The following is a 22305-nucleotide window of genomic DNA, read 5'->3' as shown; positions in this document are numbered from 1 at the left end:
TCAAGACCTGGCAAACAGTGCTGCAGGCTGGTTTAAATGCCTTGCTGCCAGCAATGATTGCCGTCTTCGCAGCCGATGCCAGCGCGGCAATTGAGCCCCCGGTCCCGTTTACGGTTTTTGCCGCCTCCAGCCTGACCAATGTCCTGGAGGAGATTATTTCCGATTATCACAATGAGTATCACCCGGGCCTTGTCACCCTGTCTGTTGCAGGAACCGGCACTCTGGCGCGGCAAATCGAGGCCGGTGCCCCGGCGGACGTCTTTGTATCGGCGGACCGGGAATGGATTGATTATCTGATCAGCAAACAGCTGATCGAAAAGAGTGCAGCCACACTCGTTGCCAGTAACCGGCTGGTGCTGGTTACCAAGGCCGACAGGCAACTGACCGGAACGCTGGATGAGCGGCTTGTGCAACTGGCTCAAACCGGGCGTATCGCCATCGGCGATCCTGAGGGTGTGCCGGCGGGGCGCTATGCCAAAGCTGCGCTTCAATCGCTGCAGATATGGACGGATATGGAGCCAGCTCTTGTGCCGACCGATAATGTGCGGGTGGCACTGTCGCTTGTGCTTCGGGGGGAAGTTGAAGGCGCGATTGTCTATGCGACAGATGCCGCCCTCGTCCCGGAACTGGCTGTTCAGGCGGTGTTTCTGCCGGGCCTGCATCCGCCGATCAGTTACTGGGCGGTGGTGGTGGGAAATGCGCCCTGGAGCGCGTTTGATTTTGTCTCCAGCCTGCACAGTGCCCGGACTGCCGGTATCTGGACAGCGCACGGGTTTATCGCACCGTGACCGCTGCCGAACTCAGTGCCCTGCTTCTGTCTCTCAAAGTAGCCACGCTGGCGCTGGCCGTGATGCTGCCGATTGCGGTTTTTGTCGCCTATGTGTTGTCGCGCAAGCGATTCCGGGGACACGGACTGCTGAATGCGCTGGTGTTTCTGCCCCTTGTCATGCCCCCGGTTGTGACCGGTTATGTGCTGTTGCTGACTTTCGGCCGTAACGGTCCTGTCGGCCTGGTTCTGGAAAATCTATTCGGAGTTCGGCTGGCTTTCACCTGGATTGGCGCGGCAATCGCCGCCGGAGTCATGGCGTTTCCGCTGATGGTGCGGCCGCTGCGGCAGGCGTTTGATGCGGTTGATCCGGGTCTTGAAGTGGCTGCCATGACGCTGGGCGCAAAGCCGTTCCGGCGCTGGCTGACTGTGACGCTGCCATTGGCGGCCCCCGGCCTTGTGGCCGGTGCTGTGCTGGGATTTGCCAAGGCGCTGGGCGAATTTGGCGCAACGATTACGTTTGCCGCCAATATTCCCGGGGAAACCCGCACTCTGGCTCTGGCGATTTTTACAGAATTGCAACGGCCCGGCGGTGAGGCGGCAGCCTTTCGCCTGACACTGATTTCTCTGGTGATTGCGATTGCAGCCGTTGTGCTGTCGGAAATTTTCGTTGCGCGTATGGCACGCCGGGCGCGGCCTGTCGGGGAGGGCCGGCATGACTGACGCCGCCGCCCAGCCTGTTCTCGATGTTCAGATTCATGGTGTGATCGGAACATTCCAATTGCGGGCGAAATTTCGCTCGCAAGGTCTGGCCACCGCCGTATTCGGTCATTCGGGGGCGGGCAAGTCGTCGCTGATCCAGATGATGGCCGGACTGCAAACTCCGCAATCGGGACATATCCGTATCGGCGATACAATTGTGTTTGACAGCAATCAGAGGATCAATCTGCCGGTTGAGGAGCGCCGTGTCGGAATGGTGTTTCAGAACAGCCGCCTGTTTCCGCATCTGTCGGTTGAGCGCAATCTGAGCTATAGCCGGTGGGCGGGTGGACGCAAGCCGGGCGTTGAATTTTCCGATGTTGTCAAGCTGCTCTCGCTGGAGACTTTTCTCAACCGCAATCCGCTGACGCTGTCAGGTGGTGAACAGCAACGGGTTGCCATCGGCCGGGCGCTGCTCTCCGATCCGCGTATTCTGCTGCTTGACGAACCGCTGGCCTCACTCGACAATGCCAGAAAACAGGACATTCTGCCGTTCATCGAACGGGTGGCTCAGGAAAGCCGGATTCCGGTGTGTTATGTCAGTCACTCGATGGATGAAGTCACCCGCATTGCAGATGATCTGGTCGTGCTGTCCCGCGGCAAGACCATTGCCTTCGGGCCTTTGTCAGACATTCTGACCCGTCTGGATCTGGGTGGCGCGACCGGCCGTCATGAGGCTGGAGCCGTTGTGCCGGCGAAAGTGGCGCATCATGACGAAGCTCTGGGGCTGACGCGGCTGATGCTGCAGACCACTCCGCCATTGCAGTTCGAAATTGCCCTCAGCGAATTGCCGGTGGGCGCTGATTTGAGGTTGCGTATCCGGGCCAGGGACGTGTCGATTGCCCGCCAGCCGGTGACCGGGCTTTCGATCCGCAATCAGCTGCCGGCGCGGATCGAAACTGTCAGGACAGATGATAAGGGCTATGCCGAACTGGTGTTGCGGCTGGGGGAAGATGGCGCGGGTGCCGGGCTGCGCTCGCGCATCACTGCTGCATCAGCAAAGGATCTGGAATTAAGCCCCGGCAATCTGGTGTTTGCTTTGGTGAAATCCATCGCCATAGAACGCCGTCTGCTGCAGCCGATGGGCGATGTGTCGATTATTGCCGCCCCGAGACCGGATAACAGCCCCGATAACAATACAGATCATCAAGTCGACAGCGGAGCTGTTCTTGCACCTGAGAGCGCAGCAGAGCGCAAGCAGATGCTGCCGCCGGACCTTGCCACCGAGCCAGTTGATGTGGTTTTGCAGCGGTTCGTGCCGGTTACAGCACCGGACGGCGGGAATGCGGAGCTGGACAACGCATTGTCACAGGCCCTGGCACAGCTTCCACCGATTTCCACTGAGTTCACAACTGTGCCGGACGAGCCGGCCCAAATTGAAACCGAGGCTGAAACCGCCTCCCGGAGTGACCCGGATAGGCAAGCTGCGCCAGATCAGACGCCGGTGCTTTCGCCGGGGAGTGGAGCGGAGACCCCCGAACCGGAAGCAAAGCTGGACCCAGAACCAAACCCGTTCCTGATGAAATCTCCGACCATCAAACGAAGCTGACCGGTTCTGACAGGGCGGCGAACAATCAGCTAGAAACGGCGCTCGCCATGAACTGCGCCATGCGGTCGATTGCACGTTCAATATTCTCCGCTGAATTGGCATAGGACAGCCGAATGTAACCTTCGCCAAGAATACCGAAATCAGGACCGCCGATTACGGCGACACCTGCTTCCTCCAGCAATGCGCTTGCCAGTTTCTTGGCCGGCCAGCCGGTCTGTGTGATGTTGGGGAATGCATAGAACGCGCCTTTGGGGACAGCGCAGCTGACACCGGACAGCTGGTTCAGCCGGTCCACCACAATGCGGCGGCGCTGATCGAAGGCCGCCATCATTTCGGCAACGGCATCCTGCGGGCCGGTGAGGGCGGCAATTCCGGCATATTGCGATGGGGCATTGACGCAGGACCAGGCGTTTACGGCGAGCTTGCGCACCTTGTCATACAGCGCTTCCGGCCACACCGACCAGCCCATGCGCCAGCCTGTCATGGCATAGGTTTTTGACCAGCCATTGAGCACGATCAGCCGGTCTGCGATTTCGGGATAACTCATCAGGGACACATGCTGTTCGCCATCATAGATCATGCGGTCGTAGATTTCGTCTGACATGATGGCAATGTCGGGCCGGTCCGCCAGCCCGGCGACGAGGGCGTCAATCTCGGCTTTGGGCGTTACACCGCCGGTCGGATTGGCAGGTGAATTGATGATGATAAGCCGCGTGTCGGCGGTGATCAGCGACAGGGTTTCCTCGGCTGAAAAGGCAAAGTTGTTTTCTTCCCGAATCGGCACCGGGACCGGCTTTGCGCCAGTGAATTCGATCATCGAGCGGTAAATCGGAAAGCCGGGGTCGGGATACAGGATTTCTGCCCCGGGCTGGCCGAACATCAGGATAGCCGCATACATGGTGACCTTGCCGCCAGGCATGATCATGATCCGTTCGGGTGATATGTCCGCGCCGTAGCGGTGGTGAATGTCCGCGGCGACCGCTTCGCGCAGGGGCAGAATGCCGGTGGCCGGCGTGTAACCGTGATGACCATCCTTCAGCGCCCGGATGGCGGCTTCCACAATATGCGGCGGAGTGGCAAAATCCGGCTGACCGATGCCCAGATTGATAATGTCCTTGCCGCTGGCTGCCAAAGCTGTGGCGCGGGCCAGCACCGCAAAGGCATTTTCTTCGCCGATCCTGTCAAAGCCGGAATTTGTTGTCAGCGCGGTCATTGTTGAGGCGTCTCCCCTGTTGATTTTGGTGCGCATTTAGGCGCATGTATTGCCGGTAAGCAAATTCAAAAATAAAGTCGGCCTGCTGTCGGCTCGCTTGAGCGTCTGCCACAAAGCAGATGTCAATTCAAATACCGGTACGGGCGTGAATACAGACGGAGATTCCATGAGTTCTGGCAATGAAATGAAACCACCAAAACTGCGGTCGCAATTGTGGTTTGACAATCCCGATAATCCCGGCATGACGGCGCTTTATCTGGAACGCTATCTGAATTTCGGACTGACGCGCGAAGAATTGCAGTCAGGCAAGCCGATTATCGGAATTGCCCAGACCGGGTCTGATCTGTCGCCCTGCAACCGGCACCACCTCGAACTGGCGAAACGGGTGCGCTCCGGCATTGAAGCCTCCGGCGCGATTGCGTTTGAATTTCCGGTGCACCCGATTCAGGAAACCGGAAAGCGGCCAACGGCGACACTTGACCGCAACCTGGCTTATCTCGGTCTGGTGGAACTGCTTTTTGGCTATCCGCTGGACGGAGTGGTGCTGACGATTGGCTGCGACAAGACAACGCCTGCCTGCCTGATGGCCGCTGCCACAGTGAATATTCCGGCCATCGCCCTGTCAGTCGGTCCGATGCTGAATGGCTGGCACAAGGGTGAACGCACCGGGTCCGGCACCATTGTCTGGAAAGCCCGCGAACAGCTTGCGACCAAGGAAATCGATTATGAGGAATTCATGGAAATCGTGTCTTCCTCGGCGCCATCGGTTGGCTATTGCAACACGATGGGCACGGCGACAACGATGAATTCTCTGGCAGAGGTGCTGGGCATGCAATTGCCAGGCTCGGCTGCTATTCCCGCGCCCTACCGCGAACGCGGCCAAATGGCCTATCGCACCGGACAGCGGATTGTGGAAATGGTGGCCGAAGATCTGAAACCATCGGACATCATGACACGGGAAGCCTTTGAAAATGCCATCGTTGTCAACTCGGCCATTGGCGGCTCCACCAATGCGCCGATCCATCTGAACGCAATCGCCAGGCATCTGGGCGTTCCGCTTGAAAATGATGACTGGCAGAGCATTGGTCACGCTGTGCCGCTGCTGGTCAATCTGCAGCCGGCCGGAGCCTATCTGGGTGAAGATTATCACCGCGCCGGCGGCGTGCCTGCGGTGGTTGGCGAGTTGATGCGGGCCAATGCGCTGCCGCATCCGCAGGCGATCACGGCCAATGGCCGCAGTATCGGCGACAATTGCAAGTCGGCCATAATTGAAAATGAAGAGGTAATCTGGCGGTTCGACAAACCGATGGTCAGAGAAGCCGGGTTCATCAATCTGAAAGGCAATCTGTTCAATTCCGCGATCATGAAAACCAGCGTTATTTCAAAAGAATTCCGCGATCGCTATCTGTCCAACCCGGATGATCTGGAAGCCTTTGAAGGCCGCGCCTTTGTGTTTGAGGGGCCAGAGGATTATCATGACCGGATTGATGATCCAGCCAACAATATCGATGAGAACTGCGTGCTGTTCATTCGCGGCACCGGACCGATCGGCTATCCGGGCGGCGCCGAAGTGGTGAATATGCAGCCACCGGCCTATCTCATCAAAAAGGGCATTCATGCGCTGCCGTGTATCGGTGACGGGCGGCAGTCCGGAACGTCCGGTTCGCCGTCGATCCTGAATGCCTCACCGGAAGCTGCGGCAGGCGGTGGTCTGGCAATTGTCAGAACCGGCGACAGGGTGCGAGTGGATCTTAGAAAGGCTGAAGCCAATATTCTGATCAGCGAAGACGAGCTGGCCAAACGCTTTGCCGATCTGGAAGCGGCAGGGGGATTCAAATATCCTGAAAGCCAGACGCCGTGGCAGGAAATACAACGCGCCATTGTTGCGCAATTCGATGAAGGCATGGTGTTGAAGCCGGCTGTCAAATACCGCTCGGTGGCCAAACAGGTGCCGCGTGACAATCACTAAGGAGAAGAATATGGGCCGGCTTGCAGGCAAACGCGCGATCATTACGGCAGCAGCAAATGGGATTGGCAGGGCAACAGCCCTGGCATATGCCCGTGAGGGAGCGGAAATCATAGCGACCGACCTGAATGCAGCCGCTCTGGAAGGATTGACAGAAGAGGGCATTTCCCGGGCTGTGGCGCTGGATGTGCGTGACAGTGCTGCGGTCAAGGAGCTGGCCGCAGACATCGGCGCAGTGGATATTCTGTTCAATTGCGCCGGATTTGTGCATCACGGTTCGGTGCTGGAGTGTTCCGAAGACGACTGGGATTTCTCGTTTGATCTGAATGTCAAATCCATGCATCGGATGATTTCCGCCTTCCTGCCTTCGATGCTGGAACATGGCGGCGGTTCCATCATAAATATGTCTTCCGGCGCATCATCGCTGAAAGGCGCGCCGAACCGCTATGTTTACGGTGCGTCCAAGGCAGCGGTAATCGGGCTGACCAAAGCTGTTGCGATCGATTTCATCAAACAAGGCATCCGCTGTAATGCGATCTGTCCCGGCACCGTTCACTCGCCGTCCTGGGAGGCTCGTGTCGCGGCGCTGGGAGAGCAACTGGGGTCTTATGAAAAGGCGCTGGAACAATTCGTTGCGCGCCAGCCCATGGGCCGTGTGGCGAAGGCAGAGGAAATTGCCGCACTGGCGGTCTATCTGGGCGCGGATGAAAGCGGATTCACAACGGGCACAACCCATGTCATCGATGGCGGTTGGACATTGTGATCTGGGTAATCTGGCCATGTGAGCGAACCTGGAAAAGGCGATTATGATTTTCTCGAAAAGATGCCGAAAAACCTGCGTTGCAGCACTGGCTTTTGCAGTTGGTTCGCAGTTTCTGGCTTTGGCCGGTTTTGCCCAGGAACCCGCAGATCTGCGCGCGGAATGCCGCTCGCAGGCGCTGACCCGGTATGATCCGGGAGATGTCGGTCGACCACTGACATGGCGTGACAAAACCACGGAAACCTACGTGTTCCGCCTGCAGCCGAATGAGGCCGGGGATTTCGCAGGCCGCGCCACTTTCATTCCATCGAATGGCGAGGCCAGAGAATACGCGGCAAAATTCAACTGGCGAGCTGCCAGCCTGTTTCTGGATGAACCGGAAACCGGCTTTCCCCATCTGCTGATGCGGCTGGTCAATACCGGGGCTGGTCCGGTGTTTGATGCTCTGGCCATGAAACCGGCGCGCTCCGGCCCGCAGATCATCCGCTACAGCTGCTCATTCACCTGCAATGACCGGCCTTTGCGCAATCTGCTGGATACGTCCTGCCCGGTGACACGGCCCTGACATCAATTCACAAGACACGGTTCATGTCTTTGGAAATGGTGTTTCGGCAACCGGAGAAATGGGCTTGCCGGTCTCGAACCAATTGGTCAGATTGTCGACCAGCAACTGTCCCATGGCGTTTCGTGTGTATACCGAGCCGGAACCGACATGAGGCAGCAGCACTGCATTTGGCAGGGCGAGCAGAGCGTCCGGAACGTGAGGTTCTTTGGCAAATACATCCAGTCCGGCCGAACGGATCGTGCCGTTTTCAAGGGCGGCGATCAGGGCGGCTTCATCGACTGCGGAACCGCGACCGATATTGATGAAGGTGCCAGTAGGTCCGAGCGCTGAAAAAACCTCCGCATTGAAGGCCTTGTCGGTGGCGGCACCTCCCGGCAGCACGCTGATCAGAATGTCGACATGTTCGGCAAGGCCCTTCAGCGTGTCGTGATACTCATAGGCAATGTTCTGATTTGTCCGGCCGTAATAGGCAATGCTGAGGCCGAAGCTCTCGGCCCGCTCTGCAATTGCCTTGCCGATGCGTCCCAGACCGGCAATGCCGAGGCGCTTTTCCCGTAATGTATTCTGAGTCAGCGGATATTCGCCAGACTTCCACTTTCCGGCGCGCAGAAATTGTTCTGCCTGCGGCAGTTCACGAACCGCATTGATCATCAGGCCGATAGCGGTGTCGGCCACTTCATCGGAAAGCACATCCGGCGTGTTGGTGACGATGATACCTCTGGTACCGGCGGATTTCGCATCGACATTGTCATAGCCGACGCCGAAATTGGATACGATTTCCAGATTTGGCAACTTGTCCATCAGCGCAACATCGACATATTTATGGGCGCCGGTGGCGATAGCCCTGATGTCAGGAGCGATCCGGGCAAGCATCTCATCGGGGTCCGATGCTTCATACAATTTGTGAGCGCGGAATCTGGCTTCCAGCTGGTCCAGCACATATTCGCGCATTTGCGTCATTACCAGAAGATCTACATCAAGTTTTGTCATACGGCCTCTCGGTTCGCTTGTCATGCTGCCATGCTGTCACGGACAAGTCCTATTGCCCCAGCCATCCTGTGTCCAGTCGTATGGACTGTTCAAGCGAACCGCAAGCATGACAGCATGCCGGCTTTAGTGGCTTTTGCGCAGCGGCGTTGTGGCTGATCCGGTCATGACTATGGCGGCAATCAGGGCGGCGACAAGAATGCCAACCGTGCCGAGTGCGACAGCATGTCCGGCCAGAGTGTGGACGTGGGTTGCCGGTGCCGGCACCAGCCCGCCAAGGCTCAGCTCTGGATGGGCGCTGGCCATGGTGGCAAACAGAGGCAGCATGGCGGCTGAGAGAATTGCTGTTTTCAGTTTCATAGGTCTTTGTCCCTTGAAGTGGTCGACAACAGCGCCCGTGAATTCGGTTGCGCCGGTTCAATGAATCAATTTGGCAGAGGTGAGATTACCAGATGATTCAATGTAACCATGACAGGATTTAAAGCCTCGAGCGCATCAGTCAAGCAGGATATCGGCAGTCCAGGCCATCGATTTGAGACCGGTCAGATGTCGTCGACGATATCATCTTCCAGATCGTCTTCCAGATCCTCGGGTTCTGCGGCCTGGTCCGTGCGAAGATTGCTTTCAATCTGTTTCAGTAATTTGTTCAACCGCTTGCGGTCCTTGTCGTCAATATTCTTGAGCGACGCCCTGTCCAGAGCCTTCCATGCCCTGTCAACATCGCTGAGAAGGGCGACGCCGGAAGCGGACAGATAGACATGGGACTGCCTGCCGTCGGTGGCAGAGGGGCGGCGTTCCACATGGCCCTGCGACGTCAGACGGTTGATCATCTTGGTCACAGTGGGCGGGCGCACACCAAGTTCGGTGGCCAGTTTGCCCATGGTCTGGCCGTCTTCCCGGTTGAGCGCCTTGAGAACGGCTTCCTGACCGGGGTGAAGTCCCAGCTTGGCCAGTTTTTTCGCCGAAAAACTGCGCTGTGCACGCGCTGCTTTGGTAATCCGCAATGTGATGGATTTCTTGTGGTTGAATGCCATGAAGTCGCCCGCCGTAAAAGCCTGTTCAGCACAATCCGATCTGAGTCATACACCCGGATTGTTACCCGCCTTAGCTCTTTCCATAGAGTATATGCATGACAGTCCCGTGACACTGCAAATTGCTGAATGAAAACGGCTCTGCCGGTACTTTGCGAATTGCCTTCCGCTCGCCGGATTATCTGGCCGATCGATTGCCAGGTCAGTCGCGGGCGAATTTGCAGATCTTGCGCTCAATTCTGGACAGATAGGATTTCAGAGCGGATTCGCTGACTGTATCCATTTTGTAGTGGGCCAGATAAAGCGTCTTGCAGCCAGGTGCACACAGGGCCCGGATTCCCCGTAAAATAGTTTTCTTACCCGGCTCACCAACCAGTTTGGAAACGCTCCACGGTGCGCCGCAAGTGGTCACAGCAGCCAGACGGCGAATATGCTGCATGTTGGGGCGAATGGGTGATGTGGCGGTGGGCATGACAAAGGTCACATGAGGCACCCAGACCCGGTCAAGCCAGCCTTTCAGCATGGCCGGTAATCCATACCACCAGGTTGGATAGACAAACACCAGCGTATCGCACCAGCGGATTGCGGCGATGTGATCCCTGACGGGCTGCTCATTGGCACCGGCATCGTGGTAACGGCGGCGCTCCGGCGCGCTCATCACCGGGTCAAATTCTTCATCATACAGATCGATCAGCCGCACTTCATGGCCGCTTGCCGCCAGGGCTGCCATGATTGTCTGTTTCATGGCCGCCGAGAAACTGTCGGGGCAGGGATGACAGTAGACCACCAGTGATTTCATATTGCATGCCGGAAGAAATTGCGTTGCATTCCGGGGCACAGGCCCTTGGGCATCTTATGCGCCAGGATGCGGTTCCATGCAATTACCGGAGCGTATCAGGTTGCTTTGGAAAATACCGACTTGTAGCGCTCGCGGAGAATATTCTTCTGGACTTTGCCCATCGTGTTGCGCGGCAGCTCTGCCTCGGTGAACAGATGTTTGGGCTGTTTGAACCGGGCAATCTTGCCGCTGATTGCGGCCATGAGGGCAGCTGTGTCCGGCACGGCTTCGCTGTGCGCAACAATGACGCCGACCACCGCTTCGCCAAAATCTGGGTGAGGAACGCCGAAAACGGCGGATTCCTTTACACCGATTTGTTCATCGAGCAGCAATTCCACCTCTTTTGGATAAATATTGTAGCCGCCGGAAATAATCAGGTCCCTGGCGCGTCCGACGATCCGCAGGTAACCGGCTTCGTCAATCACCGCCAGATCGCCGGTGATGAAATAGCCATCGTCGCGGAATTCCGCCCGGGTTTTCTCCGGCATTTGCCAGTAGCCCTGAAACACATTCGGGCCTTTCAATTCAACCACCCCGATTTCGCCGTCGGGCAGGGGTGTGCCGCTTTCAGGATCGGCAATGCGCAGGTCAATTCCCGGCAGGGCAAAACCGACAGTTCCAGCGCGACGCTCGCCATGCAGGGGATTTGACGTGATCATATTGGTTTCCGTCATGCCATAACGCTCCAGAATGCGGTGGCCTGTACGCTCTTCAAATTCTTTGTGGGTGTCTGCCAGCAACGGTGCGGACCCCGAAATAAACACCCGCATATGCGCAGCCAGAGCTGTGTTGAAACGGGGATCACCCAGCAACCTTGTATAAAAAGTCGGCACGCCCATCATCGCTGTGCATTGCGGCAGAGCGGCAATGACATCATCCGTGTCGAACGATGGCAGAAAGACCATGCTGCTGCCGGCAAGCAGAGCGACATTGGTGGCAACGAACAGGCCGTGGGTGTGAAAAATCGGCAGCGCATGCAGCAGCCGGTCCCGATCGGTGAACTCCCAGATGTCTTTGAGAACCTGTGCGTTTGACAGCAGATTATCGTGGCTCAGCATCGCGCCTTTCGAACGGCCTGTGGTGCCTGAGGTGTAGAGGAAAGCGGCAAGATCTGTGCCGGCACGCGGGACGGTGGCAAAAGTTTCCGGGGCGCTTGATGCCGCATCGGCAAACGAACCGGTGCCATCTGCATCAAGGGTCATCAGACTGGCACCCGACACGGCAGCAATCGGTCGCACATCATCATAGGATGCGTCATCACACAGAATTAGTTGTGGCGTGGCGTCTTCAACAAAATAGGCAAGATCCGTCGGCGTGTAAGCAATATTCAGGGGCAGATAGACCGCGCCGCATTGAACGCAGGCGGCATACAGCGCCAGAGCCTCGGTTGATTTGGCGATCTGGAGAGCGACGCGGTCGCCAGGGCGCACACCCTGTGCGACCAGTGTGTGGGCAAAGCGCGCTGCCAGTTTCAGGAAGGCGTCATGCGTTACAATATCTCCGCTCCGGTTTATGAGAAACGGAGAGTGCCGGTCCTGATGTGGTGCAAAAAGACCATCATAGAGCGCATTACCCATTGGCCGGTCTCTGTTTGCTGGCGTCGTCTTCATCCAAGGATGCCGGTTCGGATTGAGCGATCAGCTTTTCTGCTTTCTGGGCCAGACCCGACACGGACGAACTCAGCGCAACGGTTCCGTTTTCTGCAAACGCCTGATGATTGGCTTCGACGCGGCTGAGCCGGTAGAGATAATTCACCATCACACCCAGACTTTGCTGCTTGCCTTTGGTGGATTGATCGGCAGCCGTCAGAATGGCATGCAGCTGAGCGCCGTTGCCAAGGTGGAACCGCGCCACCGGATCGACCGGTGCGGCATCGTCTCTTTTGACTTTAGCGAGATAATAGGCCGCAAGTTGTTCAGCCAGTTCCTGATCAGGTTCCGGGCCAAATAACTGCCGTCCGGGATGATCCGGATTGTCAATTGCCGCTTGCTTCAGCCATTTTGCGAAACCGGGAACAGGCGACAGGGTGACGAAGGTCTTCAGATTGGGAAGCGCGACGGACAGATCATCCACCACCTGTTTGATGAGCGAGTTGCCGAAGGAAATGCCGCGCAGGCCAGCCTGGCAATTTGAGATCGAATAAAACACCGCGGTATTGGCATCGTCGCTGGACTGGGAAGGGCGCGTTTTTGACAGGACCGACTGGATAGATTCCGGGATGCCCCTGGTCAAAGCGACTTCCACGAATACCAAGGGTTCATCGGGCATGGAGGGATGAAAAAAGGCAAAGCAGCGGCGGTCCTCCGGCTCCAGCCGGCCGCGCAGATCGGACCAGTCATTGATGGCGTGCACGGCTTCATATTCGATGATCTTTTCCAGAATATTGGCCGGCGTCTCCCACGAAATCTGCCTCAGAACCAGAAATCCGCGGTTGAACCAGGATGACAGAAGATGCTCAAAATCAAGATCAGACCGGCGCAGAACCGGTTTGTCACGCAGCATTGCCAGCAGGTCCCGCCGCATGCTGACAATGCGGCCGGTCGCATCCGAGACCTGGTTGAGCCGCCGCAGCAATATTTGGCGTTTGGGTTCCGACGCCCGCAACAAAGTTTGAAGATTGGCCGGGCTCTGATCCTCACCATAGGCTTGGGCGGCGGCTTGGATTGTCGCTACATCGACATCCAGATTGTCATTGAGATAGGTGAAGAATGCAGCTTTCTGATCAGTATCCAGACGCTCATAGCGGGCCAGTAAAGCTGTGCCGATCTTGCGGGCTGAGACTTCGCCGCGGTTAGAGAGCAGAGCAGCGCAAAGCTCATCAATCGGACGATTGTCATTTATCGAGCGCAACACCTTGCTGCGTTCGAACACGGAGCCGAGAAGATCCTGGAAAAAACCGGAACGGGGCATTAATTATCCTTTCGTGGATCGATGGCTTTGCCTCCCGGCAGAGCAGACACTGGTTTGGCTGCTTTGATATCTGTCGGTTTGGAGTGATAGGTAAGCCTGGCGGCAGGATATCGCGTATGCATGCGAAGTCAATATTTTTGTATACAACAATAATCTTGTTGCATAATTAGGAAACTGCTAAGCTTGCCGAATGTCAGTACGCGCAGCAGACCATGTCCGGGAAGAACTGGAGCAGGCTATTCTCACCGGTGCCTATGATGATGGCGCGCGGCTTGATGAAAACAGCCTCTCCACCCGGTTCGCAGTGTCGCGCACGCCAATCCGCGAAGCGCTTCAGATGCTGGCAGCTTCCGGCCTGGTGGAACTCATTGCGCGCCGCGGCGCGTTTGTCCGGCATCCCGGCTTTGTCGAACTTCTGGAAATGTTCGAAGTGATGGCGGAGCTTGAAGCGCTGTGCGGCCGTCTGGCGGCACGGCGTCTGACCGATGCAGCGCTGGACAGTCTGAAAGAGGCCGAGCGAACCTGCACCGACGCTCTTAAAACCGGCGATACAGATGCCTATTACAGGGCCAATGAGTCCTTTCATCATTTGCTCTATGAGGCCAGCGGAAACAGTTTTCTCATCAGTGAAGCCAAACGGCTGCACCGGCGGTTGCAACCGTTCCGCAGGCTGCAATTACGGGTTCGGGGACGGATGCGCCAGTCGATGGACGAACACCGCAACATCCTGTCGGCTCTGGAGGCTGGCGATGCGGAAACTGCCGGCCGCGTGCTGCGCGAACATGTCGCCATTCAGGGTGAAAAATTCCACGATCTGATGGCGAGCTACCAGACGCAGCCGGCAAGCCGCGCCGGGTAGCCGGATTCAAAGACTTTCACTGCGATCTAAATCGTCGGAATGATGAAATCAGGGACAATGCCGCTCTGTCGGATATAAGCTCCGGCATCCTCGCCAGCAAACAGGCCGTGATCGGTGACCAGGACCGTTTTCCAGCCAAACGCTGCCGCGCCCAATATGTCGGTATGTAAAGTGTCGCCCATCATGGCAATCCGTGAAGGGTCGATCCGCTCGGGCAGGCGTTCCATGACAATTTCAAAAACCGAGCGAAACGGTTTGCCGTGAAATTCCGGGTTGATGCCCAACTCATCGGCAAGCGTGTGGGAAAAGAATCCGGGCTCCAGAGAAAAGAAACCGGATTGCGGTGCCACAACATCCGGGTTGGCGACAATCAGCGGCCGTGCCTTCTTCGTCAAAGCCTGGCGCAGATATTTGAATTTATCCAGGGTGTAGCCGACGGCGCTGAGAAACAGGAACCCGTCGACAGCATCATAGACGTCCGGGTCTTCACCCAGCTTGCAGAAGCGCACCGGCAATTCGTCCTCTGCCACGGGAAATTCTGAAACCACACCCCAATTGGTAACTTCGGTATGGGCGAGCAGCGCGCGTTCCGCAGCCAGCCGGCTGGGCACAATTTCTTCAAGCTGAAACGGCATCTGCATGCGCTGGAATTTCTGCTGTGTCTTCGGCGCTGTCAGACTGGCCCCGTTGGTCAGGACAAAGGTCTTTTTGCCGGCTTCCTGCAGTGCTTCTATCCGTGCCGCTGCACCTGGCACGGCGTCAGCTCCCTTGTTGAGAACGCCGTAAGCATCAAACACGAAGACATCGAAATTGTCCGCCAACCCATCCAGATTGTCGGCAAATCCCGATCTGTCCGGGAAGCTGGCCTGCGGCAGACGATGCCGCACGCTCTGGTAAAAGCTGAAGGCCTGAGCAGTTGTAAGATCCGGGAACGCATCTTCGCGGGTGGATATAATCTGGGTCATGGCAAGCTGCTTTACAGGAGGGGCAGCAGTTTTCATAGGGCGGCAGAATTGAAAATTCAATTCATTCCAGTGCTCCGCTGCAGATATGACAGCTTATTGCCAAGACCTGCGGTATGCCGCATACATTTCCGGTACAGGCCTGCAGCGGAAATTTAAGACCGCATTTTCAATTCTTCTAGCGAAATGATTGGTCTGGACGGGTGTTTGCTGACACCAGGGAGTTTTGACCGTGGCACTTTGGATCCGAAATCCTCTGGCAATTCTGGCGGACCAGGCTGCGGCCGGAATCGTCGTTGATGGCGGCAGGATAACGGAGCTGGTGCCCGTCGGAGGCACGCCCGCCGATCCGGATGCGACAGTGTTCGACGCCTCCCGGCATGTGGTCATTCCCGGTCTGATCAACACGCATCATCATTTCTTCCAGACACTGACCCGCGCGCATCCTGCGGCGATCAACAAGGAATTGTTTCCCTGGCTGCAGGCGCTCTATCCGATATGGGCGCAAAACGTGAAGCCTGATGCCTTCCGTCTGGCAACGCGGCTGGCGCTGACCGAGTTGATGATGTCCGGTTGCAGCTGCGCGTCAGATCATCAGTACCTCTATCCGGGCGGGCTTGAAGACGCCATGGATATCCAGGTGGAAGAGGCGGAAAAGCTGGGTATCCGGATGACGCTGACACGCGGCTCGATGAATCTGAGTGTCAAGGATGGCGGTCTGCCGCCCGACAGTGTGGTGCAGGATGAAGATACCATCCTGAGTGATTGCGAGCGGGTCATCAATCGCTATCACGACACATCGCACGGGTCGCAGTTTCGCGTTGCCCTGGCACCCTGCGCGCCGTTCACCGTGTCGCGTCGGCTGATGACGGAAAGCGCTGCGCTGGCGGAACGGCATGATTGCCGGCTTCATACGCATCTGGCGGAAACACTGGATGAAGACGCCTATTGCGTGGCCAATTACGGCATGCGTCCGGTTGACTATCTGGAAGATGTCGGCTGGCTCAATCATCGCGTCTGGCTGGCTCACGGAATTCATTTCAATGATGAGGAAGTGCAGCGTCTGGGCAGGCACCGCGTTGGCGTGTGTCACTGCCCGACTTCAAATATGACGCTTGCTTCCGGGCAGTGCCGGACAAAGGAGTTAGAAGCCGCCGGATCGCCTGTGGGTCTCGGTGTCGACGGCTCGGCATCGAATGATAATTCCAATTTGATGGAAAGCCTGCGCCACGCGCTGATGATTAACCGCCTGACTTATGATGCGGCGTCGGTGACGCATCAGGATTGTTATCGCTGGGCAACAGAAGGTTCGGCCAGATGTCTCGGCCGTGAGGATATCGGCAAGATCGCTGTCGGCATGCAGGCCGATCTGGCGTTTTACAGCTTGGACGAATTGCGATTTTCCGGAGCGGGCGACCCGCTGGCCGGGCTGGTGCTGTGCGGTGCTCATACAGCCGAGCGTGTTATGATCGGTGGCTGCTGGACTGTCGAGGATGGCCTCCCCGTAGCGATAGACATTGACCGTTTGCGCCATGAGCACGGGGCTGCTGCCCGGGCCTTTCTGGAAACAATCTGAACCGTGCTCCACCTCCCTGTGTAGCAGAAGCTGGATGTATGCAGACTACATACATACTCATTTAATATTTGAATCGTTGTATTCCTGACCCCCACTATTTATAAATTCAACACCGCAGGATTTTAAGAATAGTTGGGGGCTTTCACGTGTTGCTTACAAAAATTGAGACGAGAGCTGACAGCCTTGGGGAATTGATAGAGGCATTTCGAAACTACCGGGTTTCGTTGCAAAACATGCTGAACTCAGACACTACCGAAAACAAAATGGGAGAGGCCGACAGGGCTGTCGGAAAGCTGTTCGACAAGATTGTCGGCTTTCAGGCGAAGAATGAGGATGACAGATCGGCGATGATCAAATTCTCGCTCAACATGATTGAGGAATTGTCTGAGGATGACAGCATGATCAATGTTCACACCGGCCTGATCAGGCAGTATATCTAGGAGACAGGACCGGTCGTGCGTTGCAGCCGCGATCGGTCAAACCACACAGTTGCTAGTTCACGACCGCAATTTTACAGGGACGTTTGCGTTTGAACGGTTCGGGGGGGAGTTCATAAAACTGCGGATGCGCGAGGTTGACAGGACATTTCTCCTGCGGGCAGATCTCCAGATCGCATAATCGGCAGACATAATGCTGATCATCGCCGCCGATGACAACCGCCGGCATCATTTTTCCGATCAGTTTGAGCATGATATGCTGTTCATCAGGGTCGAGCCGGCCGACAGCTTTTTTCAGGACGCTGCCGCGGGCTTCGAGAATTCTGGTGAAACAGATCTCACCTTCCTCTGTCAGAACCACGCTGACTTCACGACGGTCATGGGCCGTGCCACGGACGCGTTGCAGAAAACCCTTTTTTTCCAGTCCGGAAACGAGGCGCACCACCGAAGAATGCTCCAGCGCGAGCATCCGCCGCAGTGTTTCGATAGAACAATTGGGTTCCGATCCGACCTGAACAATTGAATAGCAGGCGGAACTGCTGAGTTTGACAGCGGCCTGGACAGCAGCATCCATCTTGTCGCAGAGCGCACGGGAGAAGACGCCGAAAACATTTTCGACGAATTTATCGGATGAATCCGAAATTACCCTTTTTTGCGCGACCTGCATTATACCCTGCTAGCGGTTGCTCTCGACGGCCCGGATTTTGCGGCCTGTGGGAGTTCAAGTAAAGAGCAGGTGTAGCAGAAATGCATGCGAAGGTAGTGAGTAACCGGTAAAACCATCTAATATGGTTATTAAATTGGTTCCCCGTCACGGGCCAGTCCACTGGCCACAAAGGCCATATCACCCTTGAAATAACGCAGCCAGCGGTCGGTTATTCTGGTGCCATAGCCTATCGGCAGTTCATGGCGGTGGATTTCTTTCTTCTGCTCGGCAAAGGCCGGATCCTTGTGAAAGGCAATCCAGTATTTCTCGTCATCCGTCACATGAACGGGACATATAGCCGTGTCGGTCAGGGCTTCATAATTACGGATGGTTGTGGTCGCCACCCTTTGCCAGCGGGCGACGCATTGGGCAAACAATTTTGCAACCCGGGCAAGATCAGTCTCCTGATAAACCGGTTTGCCCCAGGCGCTGATGGCGCTGTCAGCGACAAATTTCGAGAAGGCGTATACATCCGATGACATATTGACACTCGGATAGGGTGAAAACATCAACGGATCATACAACATGTCTGCCTTGACCCCGGACTGGGGGCAGAAGGCGATGCTTTCGAAATCATCATAAAGCGTACGCTGATTGGTTACCGGACAGCGCAACTCGATGGAATTCGTCAGGGCCGCGCCATGGGCCAGATCGTCTGCTGAGACATTGGTGATGCCCTGCATCTGATTGGCCAGAAAATGAAATACATCGGCCGTCTGGGAGCGGCCATCATAGAAACGCTCATCGTTGAACACATAAAGACAGGCGACTGCGCTGCCCTGTTCCAATTGCGTCCTGAAGTCGGCGAAGATGCCGGGAACGCTCGCTCGTGTCGCAGCGCGGACCATATAGCGGCCACGGTTCAATTCACGCCGGCCGGCGACACATGGCAATTGCCGCGTCATCCAGGCTTTGGTTTCTTCGACGATCTGAGCGTCAGTTTTGCGGCCATTGAGCGGCGCTTTGCGCCCATTGACTGGCGTTCTGCGATCGTGGGGGCAGGTTTTGGGCCGGTCCGGAACCGGTGAGTAGGCCACATCTGCTGCGGTACTCAACTCTACTAACGGCAGCGACATGGTTGTCCCTTTATACACACTTTTACATACAATTTACTGAACTGTTGCGCGGTGGTCGCACAATGTAACAATCTTCGGTTGTGCTAGTTTCAACGAAATTAATATAAAGTTGACTCAATTTGTACATAAATCCTGCGAAAAGCCAAGCTTTTACAACATCTGAACCGTTGATTTTCCGGAGAAATGCCGGTTTCCGGCTGTTTTGCGCACAAAATTAGTAGCTACAGGGACGGTGATGAGCGTAAACCTGCTGGAAAAGTGGCCCGAACCCGCAAATCGCCATACGGGATTTTCGAGTTTTCGCGCTCTAGTTGAGATCACAAAAGCCATATGATGCAAGCCAGAGGAACAAAGCCGCAAACCATCGCCCTGTTCTCCGGTTCGCTGCTGTTTCAGATCATTCAGGTCGGAACCTATCCAATCCTGATCTCGCAATTCCTGTCGCGAAGCTCTGTCAGCAATTTTGCAATCGGACTTTTCGTCTCAGTTGCCTGGATCGTGGTTTTTGCCGCTGGCCCCTTTGTGCCGCGCCTGCTTGCCAGCGTCGGCACAGGACGGGCAAACACCATTGCCTTCGGTTTTACCCTGATCAGTCTGGTGCTTCTGGTTCTGTCGTCAACACCGGTGGTGATACTGGTGTCCTCGGTTGCCATGGGGCTAGGTCTGATCATCCGCTGGATCGTTTGTGATACTCTGGTGGTGCATGTCAGTGAACCCGGCATACGCGGCCGCATGATCGGACTGCACGAAGCGCTGATGGGACTGGGAATTGGCCTCGGACCGCTGCTGTTTGTGGGCTCGCAACTGGAAACCGTTACCTGGATCTGCATCGGGATTGCGATTACCGGTCAACTGGCATTTCTGAATACAGCTTCCGGTCTTGTCAGGGAGGCGGCGGGAACTGACGCACAGCCACAAGCGCAGCAGCGTTTTCTGATCCAGGTCATTCTGACAGCGCTGGTGGCCGCTTTCTTTGCCGGTTTCATCGAAAATTCAGCGATTGCACTGCTGCCGCTTTACTTCGAAAACGTGCAGTTTTCATTGAACACAAGTGCAGTTCTGGTCAGTTCGTTCGGGTTTGGCGGCACGTTGCTGCAACCGGGTCTGGGCTATATCGCAGACCGCTGGAGCTATTATCTGGCTCAGATGATCTGTATCGCATCGATTGTCCTGAGTTGCGTGGCTATTTTCCTGTTTACGGACATGATGCTGGTCTCGCTGATTGGTCTTTTCTTTCTTGGCGGCGCTGCCGGCGGGCTCAACACATTGGCGGTGATCGAAGCGGGGCGCAGTCAAAGTGCGCGACAAATTCCGGCGGCCATGACGGCCATCGCGATGTTGTACACGCTGGGCGGCATAGCCGGCCCGGTTGCATCGGGGGCAACGCTCGATCTGTTCCAAAATCAGGGCATGATGCTGCTGTTCATAGCGTCAGGTGTGGTGCTTGCCGTGTTTCTGTTTTTATACCGCTACCGGATTTTCCTGCGCAGGGGCCGCGGCAGCCGGTAAATTTGCAGCCGGGGAGGCAGTGCAGATGAGCTTGTGCAAATAGCAAAGGGCTTCAAAAAATTCCCTGTATGAGGATCATCACTGCGCCCATTACCAGAATGAAGCCGCCATCTACCATGACTGCAAAACCTGATTTGCGGACGAACAGGCCGCCGGAGACAACGAACCCAGCCAGCGTCAGCAAAATCAGGATGATTGTCAAAAGAGCGTTTTGCGCCGCAGTTACGCCGACCAGCAATGCCAGGAAGAAGGTCGCAACAAGTTGCACAGCCATGGCAGCCACCGGCATAGAGGACGCGTCACCAAGTTGCACTCGCGATCCTTCCGCCCATTTTTTGCCGAACAGAAATGGGGAATACCAAAACCAGCCGAGCGCAAACCCGGCGATGGTTCCAACCAACACCGCAAGCCAGTTTATATTATCGGTCAATTCATTCATCATCGTCCCCTCAAGCCTTCACTGCGCTGGAATAGCAGATTTCAGCGATTTTCAAAAAAGGCGCGGAGCGGCGTCCAGTAGCGCGTCTCCCAACCCTTTGCCAGATGCGCGGTCATGTCTTCAGGACATCCGGTCTGATCAAGCACAATCCGGGTGCCGTTATTCTCGGCCGACAGCATGATGCGCAACAATGTGTAGCTGCCCTCTTCCCACGGGGCCACACGCCAGGCCTGAACGATCTTGCGGCCCGGTTCCAGTTCAATGTTTCGCGCCAGAATCTGGCCGTCATGCATGCTGGCCTCACCGCCAACCTGCGGGCTGATATGTGACTGGCCGCCGGTCAAGGCAGAATGCTGTTTTTCATCCATGAAGGCGGCATAGATTGCGGCAGGTTCTGCGGCGATGAACACCTCCTGGTGTATATGGCTGGTCATGCTGCACTCCTGACTGTTGATCCTGGTTCCGTGATCGGATATGGTTATATTCAACCAAATGGTTGAGGATATTGCAAGATGAAAATGAAGGCATCGGTTCCCTCTGTGAATGGGGATGATCATCTGAACCGGGTCTTTCACGCCCTGTCAGATCCGACGCGCCGCGCGATTGTGCAGCGCCTGTCACAGTCCAGCGGCACAGTGACGGCGCTTGCCGAACCGTTCGAAATGTCGCTGAATGCAGTGTCGAAACACCTGAAAACCCTGGAAAATGCCCAACTCATCACTCGGGAAAATATCGGTCGGACCAGCGTCTGTTCACTGAATTCAGAGGCTCTGCAAAATGCCTCCGAATGGATACTGCAATACACCGATTTCTGGAATGAAGTTCTGGATTCACTGGAAACTCATCTCGACATTGAGGCCGAAGCCGATGCGATGAATGCCGAAAATACCCAGGACAGGACATCATGACCATGAGCCGGAAGCCTTCCTCGCCATCCCTGTCGCTGTTGGTGCGCAGGCTGGTCAGTGGCGATGCGGAGCGGGCATTCAAGGCCTGGACGTCTGCAGCTCAGATTCTGCAATGGTGGGGCCCGTCCCATGTTACTTGTCCGCAATGCGACATCGACCTGCGTGTCGGCGGGCGCTACAGGATCGCCAATCTCCTGCCGGACGGTTCAATTATCTGGATTATCGGACAGTTCCTGCGGATCGACCGGCCCCGCCTTGTGGAATATTCCTGGCAGGCTGGCCCTGATCCTGAATTTGATCCCGATGCGGCCGAGCGCGTGACGGTGCGGTTCGTAGCAAAAGGCGCAAAAACCGAAATCATTGTCGAGCACAGCCATATTTCCGATCGCCAGACGCAGAGCAATCACAATATCGGCTGGCTGGGATGTCTCGACGGGCTGGAATTGTTTCTGGCTGACACGCGCGGTAAGCAATGAAATGAGAGCATTC

24 protein-coding genes are annotated in these 22305 nt (G+C 56.3%); 12 read left to right on the top strand and 12 right to left on the bottom strand.

The features are described 5' to 3' along the window. Window positions 1–53: 53 nt before the first annotated feature. From modA to modC, 3 genes are read left to right on the top strand one after another with little or no spacing between them, the layout of a single operon-like run. Entirely contained in the window at window positions 54–788 is a 735-nt protein-coding gene (gene modA / locus RAL88_RS09990) for a molybdate ABC transporter substrate-binding protein (protein WP_306269211.1), read from the top strand. After that, on the top strand, window positions 785–1489 hold the full coding sequence (modB, locus tag RAL88_RS09985) for a molybdate ABC transporter permease subunit (RefSeq protein WP_306269210.1): 705 nt from the start codon (window positions 785–787) through the stop codon (window positions 1487–1489). Before modA ends, modB begins: the two co-directional genes overlap by 4 nt. Continuing rightward, window positions 1482–3074 carry a molybdenum ABC transporter ATP-binding protein gene (modC, locus tag RAL88_RS09980; protein WP_306269208.1) on the top strand — a complete coding sequence of 531 codons (1593 nt, stop codon included), beginning with the start codon at window positions 1482–1484 and terminating at the stop codon, window positions 3072–3074. Before modB ends, modC begins: the two co-directional genes overlap by 8 nt. Before the next feature lie 25 nt (window positions 3075–3099). Here the strand turns inward: modC and RAL88_RS09975 are convergent, their stop codons facing one another. Further along, a complete protein-coding gene (locus RAL88_RS09975) occupies window positions 3100–4287 on the bottom strand; it encodes a pyridoxal phosphate-dependent aminotransferase (protein WP_306269206.1) in 1188 nt (395 codons plus the stop codon). Between the two features lie 166 nt (window positions 4288–4453). Here RAL88_RS09975 and RAL88_RS09970 point away from each other — a divergent pair, with 166 nt between their 5' ends. From RAL88_RS09970 to RAL88_RS09960, 3 genes are read left to right on the top strand one after another with little or no spacing between them, the layout of a single operon-like run. Next, complete coding sequence (locus tag RAL88_RS09970; protein ID WP_306269204.1) at window positions 4454–6256, top strand: IlvD/Edd family dehydratase; 1803 nt, start codon at window positions 4454–4456, stop codon at window positions 6254–6256. A gap of 10 nt (window positions 6257–6266) precedes the next feature. Then, complete coding sequence (locus RAL88_RS09965; RefSeq protein WP_306269202.1) at window positions 6267–7016, top strand: SDR family oxidoreductase; 750 nt, start codon at window positions 6267–6269, stop codon at window positions 7014–7016. 43 nt (window positions 7017–7059) lie between these two features. After that, window positions 7060–7578, top strand: a complete 519-nt coding sequence (locus tag RAL88_RS09960) for a hypothetical protein (RefSeq protein WP_306269200.1) — start codon at window positions 7060–7062, stop codon at window positions 7576–7578. Between the two features lie 21 nt (window positions 7579–7599). Here the strand turns inward: RAL88_RS09960 and RAL88_RS09955 are convergent, their stop codons facing one another. The 6 genes from RAL88_RS09955 to RAL88_RS09930 form a co-directional block, all read right to left on the bottom strand. Then, the gene (locus RAL88_RS09955; RefSeq protein ID WP_306269198.1) at window positions 7600–8568 is read right to left on the bottom strand and encodes a 2-hydroxyacid dehydrogenase; all 969 of its coding nucleotides are present in this window, start codon (window positions 8566–8568) and stop codon (window positions 7600–7602) included. A 123-nt stretch (window positions 8569–8691) separates the two neighbouring features. After that, complete coding sequence (locus tag RAL88_RS09950; RefSeq protein ID WP_306269196.1) at window positions 8692–8925, bottom strand: hypothetical protein; 234 nt, start codon at window positions 8923–8925, stop codon at window positions 8692–8694. 182 nt (window positions 8926–9107) lie between these two features. After that, window positions 9108–9599, bottom strand: coding sequence for a MarR family winged helix-turn-helix transcriptional regulator (locus RAL88_RS09945; RefSeq protein WP_306269194.1), 492 nt, complete (start codon window positions 9597–9599; stop codon window positions 9108–9110). A 199-nt stretch (window positions 9600–9798) separates the two neighbouring features. Then, window positions 9799–10395: an NAD(P)H-dependent oxidoreductase gene (locus RAL88_RS09940; protein ID WP_306269192.1), complete on the bottom strand. Its 597-nt coding sequence runs from the start codon at window positions 10393–10395 to the stop codon at window positions 9799–9801. A gap of 95 nt (window positions 10396–10490) precedes the next feature. Beyond that, a complete protein-coding gene (locus RAL88_RS09935) occupies window positions 10491–12011 on the bottom strand; it encodes a malonyl-CoA synthase (protein ID WP_306269191.1) in 1521 nt (506 codons plus the stop codon). Further along, window positions 12004–13344 (bottom strand): malonyl-CoA decarboxylase, encoded by a 1341-nt coding sequence (locus RAL88_RS09930; RefSeq protein WP_306269188.1) that lies wholly within the window; start codon window positions 13342–13344, stop codon window positions 12004–12006. Before RAL88_RS09930 ends, RAL88_RS09935 begins: the two co-directional genes overlap by 8 nt. A gap of 190 nt (window positions 13345–13534) precedes the next feature. Here RAL88_RS09930 and RAL88_RS09925 point away from each other — a divergent pair, with 190 nt between their 5' ends. Next, window positions 13535–14203: a GntR family transcriptional regulator gene (locus tag RAL88_RS09925; RefSeq protein ID WP_306269186.1), complete on the top strand. Its 669-nt coding sequence runs from the start codon at window positions 13535–13537 to the stop codon at window positions 14201–14203. A 26-nt stretch (window positions 14204–14229) separates the two neighbouring features. Here RAL88_RS09925 and RAL88_RS09920 read toward each other — a convergent pair whose 3' ends face one another. After that, window positions 14230–15168 (bottom strand): HAD-IIA family hydrolase, encoded by a 939-nt coding sequence (locus RAL88_RS09920; protein WP_306269184.1) that lies wholly within the window; start codon window positions 15166–15168, stop codon window positions 14230–14232. A 229-nt stretch (window positions 15169–15397) separates the two neighbouring features. Here RAL88_RS09920 and RAL88_RS09915 point away from each other — a divergent pair, with 229 nt between their 5' ends. Together RAL88_RS09915 and RAL88_RS09910 are read left to right on the top strand one after the other, a co-directional pair. Next, window positions 15398–16741, top strand: coding sequence for an 8-oxoguanine deaminase (locus RAL88_RS09915; RefSeq protein WP_306269182.1), 1344 nt, complete (start codon window positions 15398–15400; stop codon window positions 16739–16741). Window positions 16742–16887: 146 nt separating this feature from the next. Continuing rightward, window positions 16888–17181, top strand: coding sequence for a hypothetical protein (locus RAL88_RS09910; RefSeq protein ID WP_306269180.1), 294 nt, complete (start codon window positions 16888–16890; stop codon window positions 17179–17181). Window positions 17182–17233: 52 nt separating this feature from the next. Here RAL88_RS09910 and RAL88_RS09905 read toward each other — a convergent pair whose 3' ends face one another. Further along, window positions 17234–17845 (bottom strand): MarR family winged helix-turn-helix transcriptional regulator, encoded by a 612-nt coding sequence (locus RAL88_RS09905; protein ID WP_306269179.1) that lies wholly within the window; start codon window positions 17843–17845, stop codon window positions 17234–17236. 128 nt (window positions 17846–17973) lie between these two features. Further along, the gene (locus RAL88_RS09900; protein WP_306269177.1) at window positions 17974–18960 is read right to left on the bottom strand and encodes a hypothetical protein; all 987 of its coding nucleotides are present in this window, start codon (window positions 18958–18960) and stop codon (window positions 17974–17976) included. A gap of 333 nt (window positions 18961–19293) precedes the next feature. Between RAL88_RS09900 and RAL88_RS09895 the strand changes: the two genes are divergently transcribed. Further along, window positions 19294–20469 (top strand): MFS transporter, encoded by a 1176-nt coding sequence (locus RAL88_RS09895; RefSeq protein WP_306269176.1) that lies wholly within the window; start codon window positions 19294–19296, stop codon window positions 20467–20469. Between the two features lie 52 nt (window positions 20470–20521). Here RAL88_RS09895 and RAL88_RS09890 read toward each other — a convergent pair whose 3' ends face one another. Next, window positions 20522–20908, bottom strand: coding sequence for a DUF1761 domain-containing protein (locus RAL88_RS09890; protein ID WP_306269174.1), 387 nt, complete (start codon window positions 20906–20908; stop codon window positions 20522–20524). Between the two features lie 41 nt (window positions 20909–20949). After that, the gene (locus RAL88_RS09885) at window positions 20950–21342 is read right to left on the bottom strand and encodes an SRPBCC domain-containing protein (RefSeq protein WP_306269172.1); all 393 of its coding nucleotides are present in this window, start codon (window positions 21340–21342) and stop codon (window positions 20950–20952) included. A 78-nt stretch (window positions 21343–21420) separates the two neighbouring features. Here RAL88_RS09885 and RAL88_RS09880 point away from each other — a divergent pair, with 78 nt between their 5' ends. Together RAL88_RS09880 and RAL88_RS09875 are read left to right on the top strand one after the other, a co-directional pair. After that, entirely contained in the window at window positions 21421–21816 is a 396-nt protein-coding gene (locus RAL88_RS09880; RefSeq protein ID WP_306269170.1) for a helix-turn-helix transcriptional regulator, read from the top strand. Next, the gene (locus RAL88_RS09875; RefSeq protein WP_306269168.1) at window positions 21813–22292 is read left to right on the top strand and encodes an SRPBCC domain-containing protein; all 480 of its coding nucleotides are present in this window, start codon (window positions 21813–21815) and stop codon (window positions 22290–22292) included. The genes RAL88_RS09880 and RAL88_RS09875 overlap by 4 nt, the downstream gene beginning before the upstream one ends. Window positions 22293–22305: the final 13 nt, after the last annotated feature.

Origin of the sequence: Pararhizobium sp. IMCC3301 (assembly GCF_030758315.1) — a bacterium.
Taxonomy (GTDB): Bacteria; Pseudomonadota; Alphaproteobacteria; order Rhizobiales.
This window is presented reverse-complemented; position numbering and strand designations above follow the sequence as displayed.

What these genes read in the sequence shown, in the direction of transcription:
- RAL88_RS09970 (WP_306269204.1), top strand. Translation starts at nt 4,454, where the DNA reads ATGAGTTCTGGCAATGAAATGAAACCACCAAAACTGCGGTCGCAATTG.
- RAL88_RS09940 (WP_306269192.1), bottom strand. Translation starts at nt 10,395, where the DNA reads ATGAAATCACTGGTGGTCTACTGTCATCCCTGCCCCGACAGTTTCTCG.
- RAL88_RS09895 (WP_306269176.1), top strand. Translation starts at nt 19,294, where the DNA reads ATGCAAGCCAGAGGAACAAAGCCGCAAACCATCGCCCTGTTCTCCGGT.
- RAL88_RS09945 (WP_306269194.1), bottom strand. Translation starts at nt 9,599, where the DNA reads ATGGCATTCAACCACAAGAAATCCATCACATTGCGGATTACCAAAGCA.
- RAL88_RS09935 (WP_306269191.1), bottom strand. Translation starts at nt 12,011, where the DNA reads ATGGGTAATGCGCTCTATGATGGTCTTTTTGCACCACATCAGGACCGG.
- RAL88_RS09885 (WP_306269172.1), bottom strand. Translation starts at nt 21,342, where the DNA reads ATGACCAGCCATATACACCAGGAGGTGTTCATCGCCGCAGAACCTGCC.
- RAL88_RS09890 (WP_306269174.1), bottom strand. Translation starts at nt 20,908, where the DNA reads ATGAATGAATTGACCGATAATATAAACTGGCTTGCGGTGTTGGTTGGA.
- RAL88_RS09920 (WP_306269184.1), bottom strand. Translation starts at nt 15,168, where the DNA reads ATGACCCAGATTATATCCACCCGCGAAGATGCGTTCCCGGATCTTACA.
- RAL88_RS09880 (WP_306269170.1), top strand. Translation starts at nt 21,421, where the DNA reads ATGAAAATGAAGGCATCGGTTCCCTCTGTGAATGGGGATGATCATCTG.
- modA (WP_306269211.1), top strand. Translation starts at nt 54, where the DNA reads ATGATTGCCGTCTTCGCAGCCGATGCCAGCGCGGCAATTGAGCCCCCG.
- RAL88_RS09875 (WP_306269168.1), top strand. Translation starts at nt 21,813, where the DNA reads ATGACCATGAGCCGGAAGCCTTCCTCGCCATCCCTGTCGCTGTTGGTG.
- modC (WP_306269208.1), top strand. Translation starts at nt 1,482, where the DNA reads ATGACTGACGCCGCCGCCCAGCCTGTTCTCGATGTTCAGATTCATGGT.
- RAL88_RS09955 (WP_306269198.1), bottom strand. Translation starts at nt 8,568, where the DNA reads ATGACAAAACTTGATGTAGATCTTCTGGTAATGACGCAAATGCGCGAA.
- RAL88_RS09930 (WP_306269188.1), bottom strand. Translation starts at nt 13,344, where the DNA reads ATGCCCCGTTCCGGTTTTTTCCAGGATCTTCTCGGCTCCGTGTTCGAA.
- RAL88_RS09965 (WP_306269202.1), top strand. Translation starts at nt 6,267, where the DNA reads ATGGGCCGGCTTGCAGGCAAACGCGCGATCATTACGGCAGCAGCAAAT.
- RAL88_RS09975 (WP_306269206.1), bottom strand. Translation starts at nt 4,287, where the DNA reads ATGACCGCGCTGACAACAAATTCCGGCTTTGACAGGATCGGCGAAGAA.
- RAL88_RS09905 (WP_306269179.1), bottom strand. Translation starts at nt 17,845, where the DNA reads ATGCAGGTCGCGCAAAAAAGGGTAATTTCGGATTCATCCGATAAATTC.
- RAL88_RS09960 (WP_306269200.1), top strand. Translation starts at nt 7,060, where the DNA reads ATGATTTTCTCGAAAAGATGCCGAAAAACCTGCGTTGCAGCACTGGCT.
- RAL88_RS09900 (WP_306269177.1), bottom strand. Translation starts at nt 18,960, where the DNA reads ATGTCGCTGCCGTTAGTAGAGTTGAGTACCGCAGCAGATGTGGCCTAC.
- RAL88_RS09925 (WP_306269186.1), top strand. Translation starts at nt 13,535, where the DNA reads ATGTCAGTACGCGCAGCAGACCATGTCCGGGAAGAACTGGAGCAGGCT.
- RAL88_RS09950 (WP_306269196.1), bottom strand. Translation starts at nt 8,925, where the DNA reads ATGAAACTGAAAACAGCAATTCTCTCAGCCGCCATGCTGCCTCTGTTT.